Origin of the sequence: Mesorhizobium sp. M1163 (assembly GCF_040318415.1) — a bacterium.
Classification (GTDB): Bacteria; Pseudomonadota; Alphaproteobacteria; order Rhizobiales; family Rhizobiaceae; genus Mesorhizobium.
On sequence record NZ_JAMYMF010000001.1, the window covers coordinates 17,091 to 36,196 of the forward strand.

Here is a 19,106-nt window from a genome sequence, read left to right on the forward strand (position 1 = left end):
GGAGCCGCTTCGATGTCGCAGCGCAATGATCTGACGATCGATGAAGTCGTGAAGGATCCGATGATCCGCATGCTGATGAAGGCCGACCGCGTCGACCCGCGGTCTTTCGAGGCGATGCTGCGTGCGCTGGCGGACGAGCAGGCCGAGCGCCGCAACGCGCCGCGTCGCCCGCTGCAAGATTTCGGCTTTCTCGAAGATTCCGGCTCAAGGCGCAGCCGGCGACTGTCCAGGGTGGCCAGGGCCTTTGGCCGGGCCAGAGCATCGGGCGAGGCGTGCATCTCATGGTAAGCTTCTTCATTCATCGTCCGATCTTTGCGTCGGCGATCGCCATCATCATGGTGCTCGCCGGGGGCATTTGTTATTTTCTGCTGCCCGTCTCGCAGTTTCCCGACATCACGCCGCCCCAGGTCGTGGTCAGCGCCCACTACCCGGGCGCCAGCGCGCAGGTTGTCGCCGACACGGTGACGACGCCGCTCGAACAGCAGATCAACGGCGTTCAGGGCATGACCTATATGTCGTCGTCGAGCTCCAATGACGGCTCCTCGACGATCACCATCACTTTCGAGGTCGGCTATTCCCTGAGCACCGCCGCCGTCGACGTCCAGAACCGCGTTTCGCAGGCGGCTTCCTCGTTGCCGGCCATCGTCAACCAGGGCGGCGTGACGATCAAGAAACAGAACCCGAACTTCGTCCTGATCGTCGACCTCACCTCCCCGGACGGCTCCGTCAACCCGGTCACTTTGAGCAATCTCGCCTACCTGCAGGTGGTCGATCCGCTGAAGCGCCTGCCTGGCGTCGGCGACGTGCAGATCTTCGGCGAGCGGCGCTATTCGATGCGCGTTTGGCTCGATCCCGACAAGCTCGCCAATCTCGGCATCACCGCCGTCGACGTGCAGAACGCCGTCGCCGAGCAGAACGTCCAGGTGGCGGCCGGCAAGATCGGGCAATCGCCGGCTCCGGCCGGCACCGCTTTCGAGATGCAGGTCAACGCCGTCGGCAGGCTGAGCGACCCCAAGGAGTTCGGCGACATCGTCGTGCGGGCCAATACCGCCAACGGCTCGTTGGTGCGGCTCCGCGACGTTGCGCGCATCGAGCTCGGCGCGCTGCAATATTCGTCGTCGGCCTTCTTCGGCAAGGACCCGACGGTGGTGCTCGCGGTCTACCAGATGCCGGGCTCCAACGCGCTCGATCTGCAGCAGCGCGTCAAGGACAAGATGCAGGAGCTGTCGGCCCGCTTCCCGAAGGGGGTCAGCTATGCCATGCATTACGATACGACACGTTTCGTATCGGCGTCTATGCATGACGTGCTGATCACGCTCGGCGAGGCGCTGGTCCTGGTCGTCGCGGTGGTGTTCATCTTCCTGCAAAGCTGGCGCACCACGATCATCCCGACGATCGCGATTCCGGTGTCGCTGGTGTCGACATTAGTCGTCATGTACATGTTCGGCTTCTCCCTGAACATGCTCAGCCTGCTCGGCATGGTGCTGGCGATCGGCCTCGTCGTCGACGACGCGATCGTCGTCGTCGAGAATGTCGAACGCCAGCTCGAGGCCGGCCTCAAACCGCTGGCTGCCACGCGTACGGCGATGGCCGAGGTCACCGGACCGATCATCGCCACGACCGCCGTGCTGATGGCCGTGTTTGTGCCGGTTGCCTTCATCCCCGGCGTTTCCGGCCGGCTCTACAACCAGTTTGCCCTGACGGTCGCGATCTCCTTCGGCATCTCGGCCTTTGTCTCGCTCACGCTTACTCCGGCGCTCAGCGCGGCGTTCCTGCGCCACCGGCCTGAAACGCAGTTCGTGCTGTTCCGCTGGTTCAACATGGGCTTCGAACGGCTGTCGCATGCGTATGCGAATGGCGTGCGCATTCTCATCCGTCTGCGCTGGATCATGCTTGGCCTGTTCGCGGCCGGACTTGTCGCGACCTACTTCGTCTGGCAGCGCCTGCCCTCGACCTTCCTTCCGGTCGAAGACCAGGGCTACTTCTTCGTCGTTATCCAGCTCCCCGACGGGGCCTCGCTGGAACGCACCGATGCAGTGGCGCAAAAGGCACGCGATATCCTGCAGAACACGCCCGGCGTCGACATTGTCGGCTCGATCAGCGGCTTGAACTTCCTGACCAGTGCCGCGCAGTCGAACTCGGCGGTCGAATTCGCCATCCTGAAGCCATGGGACGAACGCGGCCCCGACCAGAGCGCCTCGAAGCTCGTCGCCGACGTGCGCAACAAGCTGCTGCAAATTCCGGAGGCTTTTGCGCTGAGCTTCGACCCGCCTTCGATCCCGGGCATCGGCACCACCGGTGGCTTCGAGTTCCAGGTCGAGGATCTGACCGGCCGCGGCAGCGTGGCGCTCAACGATGCGACGCAAGCTGTGATTGCCGAGGCGCGCAAGCAGCCGGAGCTCAACCCACAGCAATTGTTCTCGTCGTTCTCGACCTCGACGCCGCAGTTCAACTACGATCTCGATCGCGCCAAGGCAAAGCTGCTCGGGCTCAACCTGCCGGACGTCTTCAACACGCTGCAGATCTATCTCGGCTCGCTTTATGTGAACGACTTCAACCTGTTTGGCCGCACCTTCCGGGTGACGATCCAGGCCGACAAAGACTCTCGAGCCGGTCCGGCCGACATTTCGCGGCTCTATGTCCGCAATGCGTCGGGTGGCATGGTGCCGCTGAGCACGCTGGGCAAGCTTGTGCCCATCGTCGGCCCCGAGACCGTGCCGCACTACAACAACAATGCGTCGGCCCTGATCAATGGCGGCGCCGCCCCCGGCTTTTCGTCCGGCCAGGCGGTGGCGGCAATGGAACGTGCCGCTGCCACGGCGTTGCCGAGAGATTTCGGCTACGAATGGACCGGCATCACCTATCAGGAGCTCAAGGCGGGATCGATCGCATCCGTCGTCTTCGGCCTCGCCATCGTCTTCGTTTTCCTCATCCTTGCCGCGCAATATGAGAGCTGGGCGATGCCGTTCATGGTGCTGCTGGCGGTGCCGCTCGCATTGTTCGGTGCGTTCGTCGTGCTGTGGCTGCGCGGCATGCAGATCGACGTCTACTCGCAGATCGGCTTCGTCATGCTGATCGGACTGGCGGCCAAGAACGCGATTCTGATCGTCGAGTTTGCCCGGCGCCGGCGCGAAGAAGGCCTCAGCATCGTCGACGCCGCGATGGAAGCGGCGCGGCTGCGGCTGCGGCCGATCCTGATGACCGCCTTCGCCTTCATCCTCGGCGTGCTGCCGCTGATGTTCGCCACAGGTGCGGGTGCCGCAAGCCGGCAGTCGATCGGCACCACCGTCTTTGGCGGCATGGTCGCAGCGACCATCCTGTCGCTGGTGTTCGTGCCGGTCTTCTATGCGGTGATCGAGCAGCTGCGCGAGCGCCGCAGCGAGAGCGAACCGGTCTCCGAAACGACTGAACAACCAACCGCCGAACCCGCCTTCGAGCCATTGGCCGAAGCGGCTGAATAGGACTGGAGAATCGATCATGCGTAAATGGAAAATCGCGCTGGGAACGGCCGTCGCCCTTGGGGCGATTTCGATAGCGAGCGTTCACTTGCTCGACATGGGCAGTCTCAGCCTCAACGCCGGCACGGCCGGGGCGGCGACACCCAAGCCGGAAGCCTTTGTCATGCCGGTGCCGGTGGTGAGCGTCGTCAAGAAGACGATCCCGATCTATCTCGACTACGCCGCCCGGGTAGAGCCGATCCGCAGCATTACGCTGCAGGCGCGCGTGCCGGGCTATCTGCAGGAGCAGGTCGCCACCGACGGCGGCGATGTTGCAAAGGGCGACCTTCTCTACAAGATCGCCCCGGAGGATTTCCAGGCTGCCCTCGAGCAGGCGAAGGCGCTTATCCAGCGCGACACGGCAACACTCGACTATGCGCGCTCCAATCTCGGGCGCGGCAGCGAGCTCGCCAAGAGCGGCTATCTCGCCAAGGACGTGTTCGACCAGCGCACCAGCACCTTGCGCGAGGCTCAGGCCTCGCTCGCCGTGAACCAGGCCGCCTTGCGGACCGCCGAGCTCAATTTGAGCTATACCGAAATCCGTGCTCCATTCGCGGGACGCATCGGACGCAGCCAGGCTTCCGTCGGAACGCTGGTCAGCGTTGCCGGCACGGTGCTCAACTCGCTGGTGCAGCTCGATCCGATCTACGTCACCTTCAATCCGAGCGAAACGGACCTGACCCAGATCGAGGAAGCTCGGGCCGCGGGACCGATCAGTGTCGACGTCCTGCTTCCCGGTGAAACCGAACCGCGCCAGAAGGGCGATCTTACCTTCATGGACAACACGATCGATCGCTCGACCGGCACGATCACGGCACGGGCGACGGTCGGCAACGGCAAGTTCACCCTGCTGCCCGGCCAGTATGTCCGCGTCCGGCTGCACGTCAAAGAGCAGCCCGATGCGCTGATGGTACCGCAGACGGCACTCGGCTCAGGCCAGCTCGGCAAATACCTCTATGTCGTCGGCAAGGACAACACCGTCGACCAGCGCATCGTTTCGCTCGGACCGACCAATGGCGATCAGGTGGCCATCTTGAGCGGCGTAGCCGAAGGCGACCAGGTGATCACCGGCAATCTGCAGAAGATCGGTCCGGGAATGCCGGTCTCGCCGCTACCCCAGAAACCGGCCACCTGATAACCCCCATCAGGTCCGGTCCCGCGGCGCCTTCGGCTCCCACGCCGAGGGCGCCGTTTTTGCTGAGCAGGGTCGGCAAGATCGGCCTCATCGACACACTCGACCTTGCCAGGAGCCATGAAGGCGCAAGTAGAGCGCGCCGTGACGTACCCGTCTGCCGCAAGCAGCTGGCCAGCGGAGAACCTGTATCCGCAATCACCTCTTGTTAGATTGTCGACAATTTGCTGTGTTGCTTTTGGTCTCCTGGAGCAGCCGGATGGCAACGCTGGATTTCAGTCCGATCGCGGATACGACACGCCGGGCCGAGATCGTGGCGCTGCTCCGGCGCGCGATCCTGACCGGCCAGCTGGAACCGGGGCAGAAGCTCAACGAACTTAGGATTTCCGAGCAGATGCGGGTGAGCCGTGCGCCGCTGCGCGAGGCGATGCGCGAACTGGTGCAGGAAGGCATCCTGACCAGCATCCCCTACGCCGGAACCTTCGTCATCGAGGTGACCGCCAAGGACATCGACGATGCCTATTCGCTCAACAAGGTGCTGGACGAATTCGCCATCGAGCGGACCTGGCCGCTTCGCGACCAGCGCTTCTTCGACGAGATAGACCGGCGGCATGCGGCGGTGAAGCAGGCGACGCGCGAGCTGGACACGACGCGACAGATCGAAACGGCGCTGCAACTGCATGGCCTGATCCACGAATGGGCCGACAATTCGGTGTTGCTGGAAACCTGGCAGCGGCTGGCCAGCCGGCTGCAGATGTATTTTGCGCTGCACCAGCGGGCGCGCAACGAGCCGGTGCCTGCCGAAGACGCTCACGAAAGCTATGTGCAGTTGCTCAAGGGCAGCGACATGCGCGCTGCACAGCGCCACGCCAAGGAGCATATCGATTTGGATTTCGAGGAACTGCTCGCCTATGCGCGCGAGTTGGAAGAGCGTGGCTCAAAGGGCGCCGGCGCGGATCGTGCCGGCCTAACGCGCAATCGGCCCAAAGGCGGCTGAGCCCGACAAGTTTGGCGGTCATCCCGGAACACAGACAACGGACAGAAGACGTGCAGATCAAAACCATCAAAGCCTACCATGTCGTGCAGCCCTTTGTGGACGGACCTTACCGGATGTCGAAGGGGCGCGTCGCCGATGCGTTCGACGCTGTGATCGTCGCCGTCACCGCCGATAGCGGGCTCACCGGCTGGGGCGAGATGGCGCCGCTCGGCAATTTTTACTCGCCGGCGTTCGCCGCCGGCACGCGCGCCGGCGTCGTCGAGATCGCGCCGCATCTCATGGGCCATGACCCACGCGGGCTTGCCGGCATCAACAGGCTCATGGATACGGTGTTCAAGGGCCATCCCTACGTCAAGTCGGCGCTCGACATGGCATGCTCGGATCTCGCGGCGCGCGCCGCCGACGTGCCGCTGGTTACGTTGCTTGGCGGACGCGAGAGCGAGACGGCCGAACTCTACAAGGTCGTCACCCATGGCACGGTCGACGCGATGGCTGCACTTGCCAAGCGCATCGTCAAAGACGGCTTTCATCGACTGCAGGTCAAGGTCGGCGGCAACGTCCATGACGACATCGAACGCGTCACAGCCGTCGCCGCCGCGGTGCCGAAGGGCACCGTCATCTTCTGCGACGCCAATGCCGGCTGGACGCCTTACCAGGCACGCCAGTTCGTGGATGCGACGCGCACCATCGACTACACGTTCGAACAGCCCTGCACGACGATCGACGAATGCATGTCGGTGCGCCGCTCGCTTGACAAACCGATGGTGCTCGACGAATCCGTCGCCTCGCTGGACGACATGCTCGACATCCACCGCAAGGGCGCTGCCGACGGGCTGACGCTGAAGATCTCGCGGCTCGGAGGAGTGACCAAAACGCGCCAAATCCGCGACCTCGCCGTCGATCTCGGCTTCATGATCACCGTCGAGGACACTGGCGGCGCCGAGATCGACACATCGGCCATGGCGCATCTGTCGCTGTCGACGCCCGAGGAGCGCCGGCTGCACGCCATCGCCTTCCACGAATGGGTGACGGTGCGCACCGCATCCAATATGCCGCCGGTCTCGGGCAGCCGCATGGGCATTCCGGACGGGCCGGGACTTGGCATCGATGTCGTTCCCGACCTGCTCGGCGCGCCCTTCTTCGAGATCGGCAGCTGAGGTAGAGACCGCGCCACCTCAAGGCAACGTCGAGCAACCCGCATCGGTCGGCGCCGTCCGGCTACCTGCAGAGGTCGTGCCCTGACCGGCAGCTGACCCCAAGCGATCGGCCATTCCAGAGCGGGAATGTCCCAATTGCAGGTTGAAATATTTTTCATTTGGAAATAGGAATGTTCAAAACGTTGATTTGGACGCTGCGGCGCGTCAAGAACTGGAGGAAGCGACATGTCCCATCCGCAATTTGCAGCGGAACTTCTGCAGCGCGCTGAACAGCAGGGGCCGATCACCATCGGGCTTGCCGGCGCCGGTCAGATGGGCACCGACATCGTCGTCCAGGTGGCACTGATGCCGGGCATGCGGATCGGCGCTATTTCCGAGGTCAGGCCGCAGGCAGCGATCGACGCGGCGCTGCTCGCTGGCCACGACCGTTCCGACATCGTCCAGGCCGGCAATGCGGCGGCGATCGACCGCGCCATCGAGGCCGGCAAGATTGCGGTGACCGAAGATTTGCACGCGCTGGCGGCGGCCGGCCGGATCGACGTCATCATCGACGCGACGGGCAATCCCAATATCGGCACGCTGTTCGCGCTGGAAGTGATGAAGAACGGCAAGCACATCGTCATGCTCAATGTCGAGGCCGACATCACGATCGGCCGCTTCCTCAAGGACGAGGCACGCAAGGCCGGCGTCGTCTATACCGGTGCCGCCGGCGACGAGCCGGCCTGCACGCTGGAGATCATCGGCTTTGCCAAAAGCCTCGGCTTCAACATCATCGCCGCCGGCAAGGGCAAGAACAATCCGCTGAAGATCGACGCCATGCCGGCCGATTACGAGAAAGAAGCGGCCGAGCGCAACATGAATGCGCGCATGCTGGTCGAATTCGTCGACGGCTCGAAGACGGCCATCGAAATGGTGGCGATCGCCAATGCCACCGGCCTGGTGCCCGACGTGCCGGGCATGCACGGCCCAACCGCAACGCTGGAGGAGCTCGCCAGCGTGCTCTGCCCGCGCGAGGATGGCGGCGTGCTGCATCGCAAGGGCGTGGTCGATTATTCGATCGGCAAGGGCGTGGCGCCCGGCGTGTTCTGCATCATCGAGACCCAGCATCCGCGCGTGCTGGAGCGCATGATCGACCTCAAGGTCGGCAAAGGCCCCTATTTCACGATCTTCCGGCCCTATCATCTGACCAGCCTGGAAGTGCCGCTGTCGGCGGCGCGCGCCGTCGTCTACAAACGGGCCGACATGGAGCCGCTCGACCGTCCGGTCGCCGAGGCGGTGGCGGTTGCCAAGAGCGATCTTGGCGTCGGCCAGTCGCTCGGCATGATCGGCGAGAACGACTATCGCGGCTTCGCCATGACATGGGAAGATGCACGCGCCCGGGGCGCGCTGCCGCTCGGCCTTGCCGAACGGGCCAAGGTGGTCAAGCCGCTCAAGATCGGCGATTTCCTGACCTATGAAAATTGTGTACCCGACGATTCGATGGTGATAACCCAGATCCGCCGTCGTCTCGATCAGTCAGACGGACGGTTCGCTACCAACGCGGCTTGACCCCGCGGATCTCCGCCTGATGGACGATATCGTAATCGGGATCGACGCCTCGACCACGGCCGTGAAGGCGATTGCCTTCACCCGCGACGGCGAGGAGCTGTTCCAGGCGCGCGAGACTTATCCGCTTTCAAATCCGAAGCCCAGCCATTTCGAGCAGGACGCCGAACATTGGTGGACGGCGCTGCTTGGCGCATTGAAGCAGGTCACTGAGGCGGTCGGCGCTTTCCGCGTGGCGGCGATCTCCATTGCCCACCAGCGCGAGACCTTCACGCTGGTCGACAGCGCCGGCAAATCACTTATTCCGGCGATCCTGTGGCTGGACGAACGCGCCCGGCCGCAGGTTATCAGGCTTTCGGCCGAACTCGGCCGCGAGGCGATCCGCGACTGGAGCGGCAAGCCGCCGGACCCGACGCCGGCGCTCTACGCCATCGCCTGGCTTGCCGAACACCAGCCTCAGGTGCTTCACCAGGCAGCGGCACTGGTCGACGTGCACGGTTTCTTCGTCCAGCGGCTGACCGGGCGATTGGTCACCAGCACCGCAAGTGCGGATCCGCTCGGGCTCCTCGACGTCGAGAGAGGTACCTGGCATCCCCGCCTCGTTGCGGCCGCCGGACTGCAGATGGAGCAATTGCCCGACCTGGTCGCGCCGGGCGCAATTTGCGGCGGGCTTTCCGCAACCGCGGCGCAACTGACCGGCCTGAGGGCCGGCACGCCGGTCGTTGCCGGCGCTGGGGACGGCCAGGCGATGGGCCTCGGCATGGGCGTCTACGGCGAAGGCAAGAGCTATCTCTCGCTCGGCTCCGGCGTGGTCAGCGGCTGCTATTCCGGCAAGGTGAAAACCTCGGACGCCTTTCGCACGCTGGTCTCGCCGACCGGTTCCGGTTTCATGCTGGAGACAGTGCTGCGTTCGGGCATGCAACTGGTCGACTGGATTGTCCGCACGACCGGTTCGCCGTCGGCGGCAGCACTGGAGAAAGCGGCGCTGGAGGTTGCCGCTGGCAGCGAGGGCCTGCTCGTCATGCCCTATTGGGCCGGCGTCATGAGCCCCTATTGGGATGGTGCCGCGCGTGGCGCCATTGTCGGCCTGTCGCTCGACCACCGGCCGGAGCATCTTTTCCGCGCTGTCCTGGAAGGCATCGCCTTCGAGCAGGCCGTTGCCACCGAGGCCATGGAAGCCCAGGCCGGCGGACAGGCGGCGATGATTGCCGCCGGCGGCGGCACCAATTGCGTACTCCTCATGCAGATCATGGCAAGCGTGCTCGAGCGGCCGATCTCGGTTTCGCCGGTCAACGAAGCCGCCGCACTCGGCGCCGCCATGCTGGCGGCCGCCGCGGTCGGCTGGTTTGCCTCGCCGGAAGCCGCCGCAAAGGCAATGGCTGCCGCTCCCACCATGCATGTCGACCCGGTCGATGGACTTGTTGCCGGCTATCGCGGCCGCAAGGCAATCTACCGCGATCTCTATCAAGCGACGCGCGATATCCACGTGCGGCTGAGTGCTCTCAACGCGACTAGCGGTTGAGCAGCCCCTTTGCCGCATCCTCGTCGGTGATCAGAACCGATACCTTGGTGTTGGCGAGTGCTGCCCGCATGATGGCAATCTTTTCCTGCCCTCCCGACACCAGGATGATGCTCGGGATACCCGACAGATCCTGCAGCGGATAGGCACAGACGCGGCGGTTCACCTCGTGGTCGACCGGGCGGCCCTCGGCGTCGATGAAATGACACAGAATATCGCCGACGGCGCCGGCCGCCTGCAGTTCCTCGAGTTCGCTTGGCTTGATGAAGCCGTAATTGGCGATCGGGCTGTCGTTGGAAAACGAGCCGACGCTGAGCACGGCAATGTTTGCCCGGCGTGCACGGAAGACAACGTCCTGAACGCTGCGCTGGCTCATGAACGCGTCGCGCTGTTCCGGCCGGTCGGCATAGACCGGCACCGGCAGCAGGAAGCACTCCGCACCGATCTTCTCGGCGAAATCCCAGGCGCTTTCTGTCGGGTTGAGCGGCTGTGCATGGGTCAGGCCGCCAAGCATCGAAACCACCGTGGTCCTGGCGATAGGCCGCCTTGGCAACTCATTGATGGCGAATTTCAGCGTCCGCCCCCAGCCCAGCGCAATGACATCGCCGGCATTCACATGGTCGGCCAGATAGGCGGCGGCGGCGTGGCCGATCATCAGCGGTGCGTTGCTTCGGTCGGCAGCCGACGGCACCACAACAGCCTGGCTGAGCCCGAACCTCTGCTTGAGGCTTTCCTCCAAAACCACGCATTCGACGACGCTGTCGCGGATGCGAAACTGGACGACACCCTCTTCGCGGGCGGCGGAGAGAATGCGATGTACCTTGATGCGGCCGACGCCGAGAATTTCGGAAATCCGCTCCTGTGTAAGACCCTCGACATAATAGTGCCAGGCGGCGCGGGCCTTGAGTTCGGCGTCGGGAAAGCGCGAGGCTCTTTCGTTCTCTACGATCGTCATCTGTTTGCCTTGCCGCAGCCGCCGGCTCTGCTCATGATATTCCAATCCGGCGACTTCGAAATGCCAAGATTTCCGAGACCTTGCGTAAGGCAAACCGGCGGACAGCGCAAACCGTCGTCGAATGAAACGGCAGGCCTTGACAATTTTCCGACGAACAGTTTAGCTGAACAAAATTGCATGTTAAAGATAAATTGTTCACATGGAGGGGCCTAGTGAACAAAGTGGCCCGGTGATGCAGCGCCGGATTGCTGTGGAGGAGACGAAGTGGCTGTGAGCAACGACGCAAGCGAGTTGAAAGCAGGCTCTGGTACGCAGGCCACGACGGGCGCAAAGTTTTCGGCTGTCTTTGCCGGAACCATGGGCCCGCTGATCGGGCTGGTCCTGCTGTGCCTGGCGCTCTCGCTGACCACCGATACGTTCCTGACCATCCGCAACATCCTCAACGTGCTCGACCAGGTTACCGTACTCGGCATCATGGCGATCGGCATGACGCTGGTCATCCTGATCGGCGGCATCGACCTGTCCGTTGGCTCGGTGCTGGCGCTGGCTTCCATGGTGATGGGCTTCGTCGCCCATCCGGACTATCTCAATCTCGGCCTGCCGGCCGGCATCGCCGCAGCCCTCGTCGTCGCCGGCCTTTGCGGGCTGGTTTCGGGCCTGCTGGTGACGGTCACCAAGCTGCCGCCCTTCATCGCCACGCTGGCCATGATGTCGGTGGCGCGCGGTCTCGCCAATATGATCACCGACGGCTCGCAGATCGTCGGCTTTCCCGACTGGTTCACCAGCCTGTCGATCATCCGCCATTTCGGCTTCCTGTCGGTCACCGTCGGGCTGATGATCGTGCTTGCCGTCATTTTCGCGATCTTCCTGAATTATCGCGCCACCGGCCGCAGCCTCTACGCAATCGGCGGCAGCGCCGAAGTCGCCCGGCTGTCCGGCATACCGGTCAAGTCGCTGACAAACTGGGTCTATACGATCTGCGCCGTGCTGGCCGGTCTCGCCGGCATCGTGCTTGCCGCCCGGCTCGATTCCGTCCAGCCGAGCTCCGGCCTTGGCTACGAGCTCGACACCATCGCGGCGGTGGTTATCGGCGGCGCCAGCCTGTCGGGCGGCGTCGGTTCGATCGGCGGCACAGCCATCGGCGTCCTCATCATCGGCGTGCTGCGCAACGGACTGAACCTGCTCGGTGTCTCGCCCTTCATCCAGCAAGTGGTTATCGGCGTGGTGATCGCGCTGGCGGTGGCCACCGACACCTGGCGGCGCAGAGCACAATGAAAAATGGGGCACAATGAAGAATTGGGCTCAATGAGATTCACCCGGATATTCGGGCGAAAACGGATCGGTGATCCGAAACTGGGAGTTGTTCGGCCACGGGGCGCCGCGATGCGCGGGCAGGACAGATTGAACATCAACGGAGGAATAACATGCTGACTAAACGTTCATTGCTGCTTGCCGCCGCGGCCATCATCCCGCTGCTTAGCCTGTCCGACATGGCCTCGGCCAAGGAAGCCAAGAAGCTCGGCCTCGCCGTCGCCAATCTGCAGGCCGACTTCTTCAACCAGATCAAGCAGTCCGTCGAAGCCTACGGCAAGGAAAAGGGCATCGAGGTCGTCACCGTCGACGCCAAGGGCGATTCGGCGACCCAGGTCAGCCAGGTGCAGGATCTGATCACGCAGAATATCGATGCGCTGATCTACATTCCGGCCGGCGCCACCGCCGCCACCGTGCCGACCAAGACGGCCAAGGCTGCCAGCATCCCAGTCATTAATGTCGACCGCAACGCCGACGGCGCGCCCGGCGACACCTTCATCGCCACCAATAGCGTGGCATCGGCGAAAGCGGTTTGCGACTACATCGCCAAGCAGGCCGGCGGCAAGGGCGAGCTGATCATCATCCACGGCCAGAAGGGTACGACGCCCGAGGTCGATCGCTCGAAGGGCTGCGGCGAAGCGCTGAAGGGCTATCCCGACATCAAGGTCGTCGGCGAATTGTGGAGCGAAGGCTGGCACCAGGACGAAGGTTTCAAGCTGACGCAGGATCTGTTGCAGTCGCATCCCGACGTGTCGATCGTCATCGGCCAGGCCGATGCGCTGGCGCTCGGTGCGGCGCAGGCGGTCAAGGTCGCCAATCCCGGCCACAAGGTCTGGGTTGCCGGCTTCGACGGCGACGTGGCGGCGCTCAAGGCGCTGAAGGACGGCGTCTTCGACGTGACGGCGACGCAGCAGACCCAGGGCATGGGCCGGCTTGCCGTCGATGCGGCAATCAAGCTGGTGGCCGGCGAGACCATTCCCGCAGAACAGCTGCAGGATGCGACGCTGACCACCAAGGACAATGTCGAGCAGTTCATCGCCAAGCATCCCTGATTTAGACCAGTCCGGCAGTCGACGAGCGCAACAATGTCCACCGAACCTCGCCACACGCACAGCCCCAATCTGGGTCTCGTCGTCAGCGGCCTCTGCAAAAGCTACGGACCGGTGCAGGTCATGGCCGATGCGAGCTTCGAGGTGCGGCCGGGCGAGGTCGTGGCGCTGCTTGGCGAAAACGGCGCCGGCAAGTCCACCGTCTCGAACATCATCGCCGGGTCGACCAAGCCCGATGCCGGCACCATCACCTGGCGGGGGAACGCTTATTCCCCCGCCAATCCTGCCGCGGCGATCGACGCCGGCATCGGCATGATCCACCAGGAGCTGAAGCTGCTGCCGGATCTGTCGGTCGCCGAAAACGTCTATGTCGGGCGCCTGCCGATGCGCGGCGGCCGCATCGACCGCGCGGCAATGAATGCACGGGCATCAGCCCAGTTGAAGCGCCTCGGCCTCGATGTCTCGCCCGAGCGCAAGGTGCGCACGCTGCGTATCGCCGCTCAGCAGCAGGTCGAGATTGCCAAGGCGCTGACGCTCAATGCCGAGCTGCTGATCTTCGATGAACCGACGGCCGCCCTTGGCGGCGAGGAAACGGAGCTCCTGTTCCAGCAAATCCGCAAGCTCAAGGCGGAAGGCATGTCCTTCATCTATATCAGCCACCGGCTGGACGAAATCGCCCAAATCGCCGACCGTGTGGTGGTGATGCGCGACGGGCGCATCGTCGCGCGGCACGAGCGCGCCGACATTCCGGTGCGCACCGTTGTCGAGCAGATGGTCGGCCGCAGCGTCGAGCGGATGTTCCCGACTTTGTCGGCGCCCCGCAACGACACGCTGCTCGAGGTCGAGAACCTGTCCTCGCCGGAACGCAGTTTTCAAAATGTCAGCTTTTCGGTGCGGGCCGGCGAAATCCTCGGCATTGCCGGGCTGATCGGCGCCGGCCGCACGGAGCTGGTGAGGGCGATCGCCGGCGCCGACCCGATCTCATCCGGCTCGGTGCGCGTCGCCGGCAAGCCGGTGCATCTCAATGGGCCGGCGGCGGCGATCAAGGCCGGCGTCGTGCTCGTGCCGGAAGACCGCAAGGCGCAAGGCGTGGTGCTCGACCAGACGATCGGCGAGAATCTGGCGATCGGCAATTTCGACCATGTCGCGCCGAATGGCTGGGTGTTCCCGAAGGCGGTGCAGAAATTCGCCGAGGCCGGTATTCGCCGGCTCGGCGTCAAAGGCCGGCCGAACCAGGCGGTCAGCAAGCTTTCAGGCGGCAACCAGCAGAAGGTGATCATTGCCAAATGGGTGTCGCGCCCGCCCAAGGTGTTTATCCTGGACGAGCCGACGCGCGGCATCGACGTTGGTGCCCGCGCCGCGATCTACGATGTCATCGCCGACCTTGCCCGTTCCGGCATGGCGGTGGTGGTGGTGAGTTCCGACCTCGAGGAAGTGCTCGGCCTGTCGCATCGCGTGCTCGTGCTGAGCCGCGGCCGTCAGCGCGGCATTCTCGACCGCAGTGATGCGAGCAATGTCGCCGTCATGGAACTCGCCACAAGCTAGGACAGCCCATCGAAACAAAGCGCAGCAGGTGGTATCCTCCCGGGCACCAGACCGCGCGGGGCGCCAGCAACAGAGTTGGCGCCCCTTTATTTCCGGAGGACGGCGGTTGGAGGAGAGGGACCGACGATGAAACTATTCGATCTTCATGGTGACGTGGCACTTGTGACAGGCGCCGGCAGCGGCATCGGGCAAGCAATCGCCATCGGCCTGGCCGAGGCCGGCGCCGACATAGCCTGCTTCGGCCACGCCTCCAAAGGCGGGCTGGAGGAGACCGCACACCAGATCACAGCACGCGGCCGCAAGGCACTGGTGCTGACCGGCACGGTGACTTCAGAGGCCGATCTCGCGGCCGCGATCGAGCGTACGGAGCAGGAACTCGGCGCGTTGACCATCGCAGTCAACAATGCCGGCGTCGCCGGAGCTGAGCCGGCAGAGACGCTGTCGCTGGAAAAGTGGCAGAAGCTCCATGACGTCAATGTCAGCGGCGTGTTCCTGTCCTGCCAGGCCGAGGCCCGTGCCATGCTGACGCGGCGCAAGGGCTCGATCATCAACATCGCCTCGATGTCGGGCTCGATTGTCAACCGCGGCCTGACCCAGGCGCATTACAACTCGTCGAAGGCCGCGGTCATCCACATGTCGAAGAGCCTCGCCATGGAATGGGCCGATCGCGGTCTACGCGTCAACGTCGTCAGCCCCGGCTATACGCTGACCCCGATGAACAAGCGACCGGAGGTCGCCGACCAGGTCAGGATCTTCGAGCGCGACACGCCGATGGGCCGCATGGCGGCGCCGGAAGAGATGGTCGGCCCGACCGTGTTCCTGGCCAGCCGCGCCGCGAGTTTCGTCACCGGCATCGACCTGATCGTCGATGGCGGCTTCGTCTGCTGGTAGGAGAAAAAATGCAGAAGCGATTCCAGGGAAAAACGGCGGTCATCACCGGCGCGAGCGGCGGCATTGGCGCGGCAATGGCCAGGCGCTTCGCCGTGGAAGGTGCTGCGGTCGTCGTCAGCGCCATCGACGCGCGCGTTGAAGAGGTTGCCGCCGATCTGAAGACTGCGGGCGCCAAGGTTGCGTGGATGCGCATGGACGTGACCAAAAAGGAAGAGGTCGTCGCGCTTTACGACCTGGCCGAGCAACAATTCGGCCGCGTCGACATCTCAGTGCAGAATGCCGGTGTCATCACCATCGCCAGGATCGAGGCGATGACCGAGGCAGAATGGGACAAGGTGATGGCGGTCAACACCAAGGGCGTGTTCCTGTGCTGCCAGGAGGCGATCGCGCGCATCCGCAAGCATGGCGATGGCGGCCGGCTGATCAACACCGCATCCGGCCAGGCGCGGCAGGGCTTTATCTACACGCCGCATTATGCGGCCTCGAAATTCGGCGTCGTCGGCATCACCCAGAGCCTCGCCAAGGAAGTGGCGAAGGAGAAGATCACCGTCAACGCGATCTGCCCCGGCATCATCGACACCGATATGTGGGCCTATAACGATGCCGCATGGGGCAAGTTGATGGGCGACTACAAGCCCGGCGAGCTGATGGCCGAATGGGTGGAGAACATCCCGATGGGCCGCGCCGGCAGCGGCGAGGACGTCTCCGGCCTGGTCAGCTTTCTCGCCAGCGACGATGCGGCCTATATCACCGGGCAGACCATCAATGTCGATGGCGGCCTGATCATGTCGTAAGATACGACACAGGCCAACGTTCCATCCGCCGGGATCTGAAAGCCGCTTCGCTGCATTCAGGCTGCTCGGCCGGCCCGCGCCAATCCATGTTCCACGAGCCGGTCGATGATTTCGGAATAGCTGACGCCGCTTGCCGCCATTGCCTTGGAGTACATGCTGATATCGGTGAAGCCGGGGATGGTGTTGATTTCATTGACCAAGAACTGCATGTCCGGTGTCAGGAAAAAGTCGATGCGCGCCATCCCGTCACAGCCGACGGCTCTGAAAGCCCTTGCAGCCACATCCCGCATGCTTGCCTCGACCTCGGGCGGCAGTTCGGCCGGCACTTTTAGCGCCGCGCCGTTCTCGTCGATGTATTTGGCATCGTAGCTATAGAAACCGTGGCTTTCCGCCGGCACGATCTCGCCTGGCCGCGAGACGAACAGGTCGCCTGCCGGGTCCTCCAACACGCTACATTCGATCTCGCGCCCATGAACGAATTCCTCGGCCAACAGCTTGCAATCGTGCTGGAAGGCTTCAGCAAGCGCCCCATCGAATTCCTGGCTGGCATTGACCTTTCTGACCCCGACAGACGATCCCTGACGCGCCGGTTTGATGAAGAACGGCAGGCCGAGTTCGCCTTCGAGTGTGGCGAGGGCGGGCGCCGCACCTTCATGGACCGTCACTGAGCGCGCGATTGGCAGACCCGCCGCTTTCAGGAGCCGCTTGGTGACATCCTTGTCCAGCGCGGTTGCTGAACCCAGGATGCCGCAGCCGGCAAGCGGCACCAGAGCCACCTCGGCCACCCCCTGTACCGAGCCGTCTTCGCCATGGGGGCCGTGCAGGACGGGAAACAGGATGTCGATCGTTGGCAGATCATAGGGCGTGCCGTCGGCCGGGATCGCCATCATCCGTCCGCGCCCACCCGGAAGCAGGCAAACTTCCGTGCCGCCTGCAGGTTTCGCGAGCTTACCATCCTGAAAGCTGCTCAGCCGCCACCGTCCCTCGCGCGTGACGAAGATTGGGAGGGCATCGTATTTGGCAGGCAGCAGCGCACGCATGACATTGGTTGCGGAAAGCACCGAAACGTCATGTTCGGCGGAACGTCCGCCAAAGAGCACGGCAATGCGCAGTCTGTTTAAGGAAGAGGTCATGAAAGCCTCGGAGATGATCTGGTGTTGAAAGGGTCAGAAGCCGACGGCAATACCGCGGTTGGCGCTGAAGTAAGGCGCTTTGGTCTGCTGCATTGTGTCGATGTCCTGTCGTCGCGGCTGGTACCCGATGACTGGCAACCTTGGCTTTTTTTCGAGCCGATCTACGGGTCCATGTAAAAAGACGGCCGTGAAATTGGCGCAGGCGTTATTCGTTGCGCGACGTGAACGTTGGTATATATAATTTCATCCCATGAAAGCGGCTCTGGGCGAGTTGCCGAGCCAACAGCCGAGATCATGGGACTTTGATGGTTTGCACCTGAAGACCGGCGATCGATCCGCGGATGACTGCTTCCGCAGCAAACCATCGGCAGTCATGACGCGGCCGGTCCCGCGCCACATCTTCACCAATTTGGGCACCACCCCGTTTTGCGCCGGCATCCGCTTCGGCAGCATTGTGGCGCCGACGGCCTTGCGCAACGACCAGCTTTTCCAACACAATCAAAAAAGACGCAAGAAGGGAACTAACGATAACTTCCACCAGAGCTTGACAGGAGAACAAGCATGTTACTTCGGAGCATGATTTCGAAACTATCAATGGGAGCCTTGGCGCTTGCCGCAGCAAGCGCGCTGACACTACCGGCACAAGCAGCGGCGCCGGAATCCAACGACCCGATCAAGATCGCGCTGTTCGACTGGACCAGCGTCAATCTGAACGCCAAGATCCTCGGCGGCATCCTCGAAAAGCTCGGCTATACCGTCGAGTACCCGACCGCCGACTATCTCTCCAGCCTGACCACCGGCCTGACCAATGGCGACATCGATGTCGGCATGGAGTTCTGGGACACGACGGCCGGCGAAGCGATGAAGGCCTCGGATGCAACCGGCCAGACCGAACGCCTCGGCAAGCTCGGGCCCAAGGCCAAGGAGGAATGGTGGTTTCCCGAATATATGAAAGAGAAATGCCCGGGCCTGCCGAACTGGGAGGCATTGAAGGACCCGAAATGCGCCGAGGCCTTTTCGACGGCGGAAACAACACCGAAGGGGCGCTATCTCGGCGGCCCTGTGACATGGGAAGGTTTTGACGACGAGCGCGTCGAGGCGCTGAAACTGCCCTTCACCGTCATCCATGCTGGCACCGATGCAGCGATGTTCGCCGAACTGGACTCGGCCTATCAGCGCAAGGCGCCGATCATGCTGTGGATCTATTCGCCGCATTGGGCACCGGCCAAATACAAGGGCGAATGGATCGAATTCCCCGACCATACTGTAGAGTGCTACACCGACCCGAAATGGGGCGTGAACCCCGATGCGAAATACGACTGTGGCAAGCCGCATGGCGAGATCTGGAAATATTCCTGGGCCGGCATGAAGGACAAATGGCCGGTCGCCTACAAGGTCGCGAAAAACTACACGGTCGATACCGACGAGCTCAACAAGATGAGCGGCGAGATCGATCTCGAAGGCAAGACGCCGGAAGACGTCGCCGCCGCCTGGATCGCCGCCCACGAAGGCGACTGGAAAGCTTGGGCCGAGTGACCGTCTGACTGGAAATCCGACGGCTCGGCCATTCGTGGCCGGGTC

16 protein-coding genes are annotated in these 19,106 nt (G+C 63.4%); 14 read left to right on the forward strand and 2 right to left on the reverse strand.

The annotated features are described in order from the left end of the window. Nucleotides 1-12: 12 nt before the first annotated feature. From NKH43_RS00090 to NKH43_RS00120, 7 genes are all read left to right on the forward strand, one after another. Nucleotides 13-288, forward strand: coding sequence for a hypothetical protein (locus NKH43_RS00090; RefSeq protein ID WP_352855962.1), 276 nt, complete (start codon nt 13-15; stop codon nt 286-288). Continuing rightward, nucleotides 282-3,461 (forward strand): efflux RND transporter permease subunit, encoded by a 3,180-nt coding sequence (locus NKH43_RS00095; protein ID WP_352855965.1) that lies wholly within the window; start codon nt 282-284, stop codon nt 3,459-3,461. The genes NKH43_RS00090 and NKH43_RS00095 overlap by 7 nt, the downstream gene beginning before the upstream one ends. A gap of 16 nt (nt 3,462-3,477) precedes the next feature. Further along, the gene (locus tag NKH43_RS00100) at nt 3,478-4,632 is read left to right on the forward strand and encodes an efflux RND transporter periplasmic adaptor subunit (RefSeq protein WP_023716800.1); all 1,155 of its coding nucleotides are present in this window, start codon (nt 3,478-3,480) and stop codon (nt 4,630-4,632) included. 256 nt (nt 4,633-4,888) lie between these two features. Beyond that, nucleotides 4,889-5,626: a GntR family transcriptional regulator gene (locus NKH43_RS00105; RefSeq protein ID WP_352548712.1), complete on the forward strand. Its 738-nt coding sequence runs from the start codon at nt 4,889-4,891 to the stop codon at nt 5,624-5,626. Nucleotides 5,627-5,676: 50 nt separating this feature from the next. Continuing rightward, a complete protein-coding gene (locus NKH43_RS00110; protein WP_352855969.1) occupies nt 5,677-6,783 on the forward strand; it encodes a mandelate racemase/muconate lactonizing enzyme family protein in 1,107 nt (368 codons plus the stop codon). 225 nt (nt 6,784-7,008) lie between these two features. Continuing rightward, complete coding sequence (locus NKH43_RS00115) at nt 7,009-8,331, forward strand: NAD(P)H-dependent oxidoreductase (RefSeq protein WP_023716797.1); 1,323 nt, start codon at nt 7,009-7,011, stop codon at nt 8,329-8,331. 19 nt (nt 8,332-8,350) lie between these two features. Continuing rightward, nucleotides 8,351-9,850: a xylulokinase gene (locus NKH43_RS00120; protein ID WP_352855972.1), complete on the forward strand. Its 1,500-nt coding sequence runs from the start codon at nt 8,351-8,353 to the stop codon at nt 9,848-9,850. On the opposite strand, the gene NKH43_RS00125 is transcribed toward NKH43_RS00120, so the two are convergent. Further along, nucleotides 9,840-10,802 carry a sugar-binding transcriptional regulator gene (locus tag NKH43_RS00125; RefSeq protein ID WP_352855975.1) on the reverse strand — a complete coding sequence of 321 codons (963 nt, stop codon included), beginning with the start codon at nt 10,800-10,802 and terminating at the stop codon, nt 9,840-9,842. The two genes, NKH43_RS00120 and NKH43_RS00125, sit on opposite strands and share 11 nt — an antisense overlap. A 291-nt stretch (nt 10,803-11,093) precedes the next feature. Here NKH43_RS00125 and NKH43_RS00130 point away from each other — a divergent pair, with 291 nt between their 5' ends. The 5 genes from NKH43_RS00130 to NKH43_RS00150 all read left to right on the forward strand — a co-directional run bounded on the left by NKH43_RS00130 (nt 11,094) and on the right by NKH43_RS00150 (nt 16,392). Further along, a complete protein-coding gene (locus tag NKH43_RS00130) occupies nt 11,094-12,077 on the forward strand; it encodes an ABC transporter permease (protein ID WP_502895879.1) in 984 nt (327 codons plus the stop codon). Nucleotides 12,078-12,226: 149 nt separating this feature from the next. Then, the gene (locus NKH43_RS00135) at nt 12,227-13,165 is read left to right on the forward strand and encodes a sugar ABC transporter substrate-binding protein (protein WP_352484098.1); all 939 of its coding nucleotides are present in this window, start codon (nt 12,227-12,229) and stop codon (nt 13,163-13,165) included. A 33-nt stretch (nt 13,166-13,198) separates the two neighbouring features. Continuing rightward, entirely contained in the window at nt 13,199-14,707 is a 1,509-nt protein-coding gene (locus tag NKH43_RS00140) for a sugar ABC transporter ATP-binding protein (RefSeq protein ID WP_352855979.1), read from the forward strand. A 126-nt stretch (nt 14,708-14,833) separates the two neighbouring features. Then, nucleotides 14,834-15,598 carry an SDR family oxidoreductase gene (locus NKH43_RS00145; protein ID WP_352855981.1) on the forward strand — a complete coding sequence of 255 codons (765 nt, stop codon included), beginning with the start codon at nt 14,834-14,836 and terminating at the stop codon, nt 15,596-15,598. 8 nt (nt 15,599-15,606) lie between these two features. Continuing rightward, entirely contained in the window at nt 15,607-16,392 is a 786-nt protein-coding gene (locus NKH43_RS00150; RefSeq protein WP_352484100.1) for an SDR family oxidoreductase, read from the forward strand. Between the two features lie 56 nt (nt 16,393-16,448). On the opposite strand, the gene NKH43_RS00155 is transcribed toward NKH43_RS00150, so the two are convergent. Further along, nucleotides 16,449-17,525 (reverse strand): D-alanine--D-alanine ligase family protein, encoded by a 1,077-nt coding sequence (locus NKH43_RS00155; RefSeq protein WP_352855984.1) that lies wholly within the window; start codon nt 17,523-17,525, stop codon nt 16,449-16,451. A 250-nt stretch (nt 17,526-17,775) separates the two neighbouring features. On the opposite strand from NKH43_RS00155, the gene NKH43_RS00160 reads away from it, so the two are divergent. Beyond that, on the forward strand, nt 17,776-18,105 hold the full coding sequence (locus tag NKH43_RS00160; RefSeq protein WP_352484102.1) for a hypothetical protein: 330 nt from the start codon (nt 17,776-17,778) through the stop codon (nt 18,103-18,105). Then, nucleotides 18,087-19,061 (forward strand): ABC transporter substrate-binding protein, encoded by a 975-nt coding sequence (locus NKH43_RS00165; RefSeq protein ID WP_352493991.1) that lies wholly within the window; start codon nt 18,087-18,089, stop codon nt 19,059-19,061. The genes NKH43_RS00160 and NKH43_RS00165 overlap by 19 nt, the downstream gene beginning before the upstream one ends. Nucleotides 19,062-19,106: the final 45 nt, after the last annotated feature.

Bases quoted from the DNA above. Each gene is read 5' to 3' on its own strand.
- NKH43_RS00135 (WP_352484098.1), top strand. From the start codon at position 12,227: ATGCTGACTAAACGTTCATTGCTGCTTGCCGCCGCGGCCATCATCCCG.
- NKH43_RS00120 (WP_352855972.1), top strand. From the start codon at position 8,351: ATGGACGATATCGTAATCGGGATCGACGCCTCGACCACGGCCGTGAAG.
- NKH43_RS00090 (WP_352855962.1), top strand. From the start codon at position 13: ATGTCGCAGCGCAATGATCTGACGATCGATGAAGTCGTGAAGGATCCG.
- NKH43_RS00095 (WP_352855965.1), top strand. From the start codon at position 282: ATGGTAAGCTTCTTCATTCATCGTCCGATCTTTGCGTCGGCGATCGCC.
- NKH43_RS00115 (WP_023716797.1), top strand. From the start codon at position 7,009: ATGTCCCATCCGCAATTTGCAGCGGAACTTCTGCAGCGCGCTGAACAG.
- NKH43_RS00155 (WP_352855984.1), bottom strand. From the start codon at position 17,525: ATGACCTCTTCCTTAAACAGACTGCGCATTGCCGTGCTCTTTGGCGGA.
- NKH43_RS00160 (WP_352484102.1), top strand. From the start codon at position 17,776: ATGAAAGCGGCTCTGGGCGAGTTGCCGAGCCAACAGCCGAGATCATGG.
- NKH43_RS00150 (WP_352484100.1), top strand. From the start codon at position 15,607: ATGCAGAAGCGATTCCAGGGAAAAACGGCGGTCATCACCGGCGCGAGC.
- NKH43_RS00165 (WP_352493991.1), top strand. From the start codon at position 18,087: ATGTTACTTCGGAGCATGATTTCGAAACTATCAATGGGAGCCTTGGCG.
- NKH43_RS00140 (WP_352855979.1), top strand. From the start codon at position 13,199: ATGTCCACCGAACCTCGCCACACGCACAGCCCCAATCTGGGTCTCGTC.
- NKH43_RS00100 (WP_023716800.1), top strand. From the start codon at position 3,478: ATGCGTAAATGGAAAATCGCGCTGGGAACGGCCGTCGCCCTTGGGGCG.
- NKH43_RS00145 (WP_352855981.1), top strand. From the start codon at position 14,834: ATGAAACTATTCGATCTTCATGGTGACGTGGCACTTGTGACAGGCGCC.
- NKH43_RS00125 (WP_352855975.1), bottom strand. From the start codon at position 10,802: ATGACGATCGTAGAGAACGAAAGAGCCTCGCGCTTTCCCGACGCCGAA.
- NKH43_RS00105 (WP_352548712.1), top strand. From the start codon at position 4,889: ATGGCAACGCTGGATTTCAGTCCGATCGCGGATACGACACGCCGGGCC.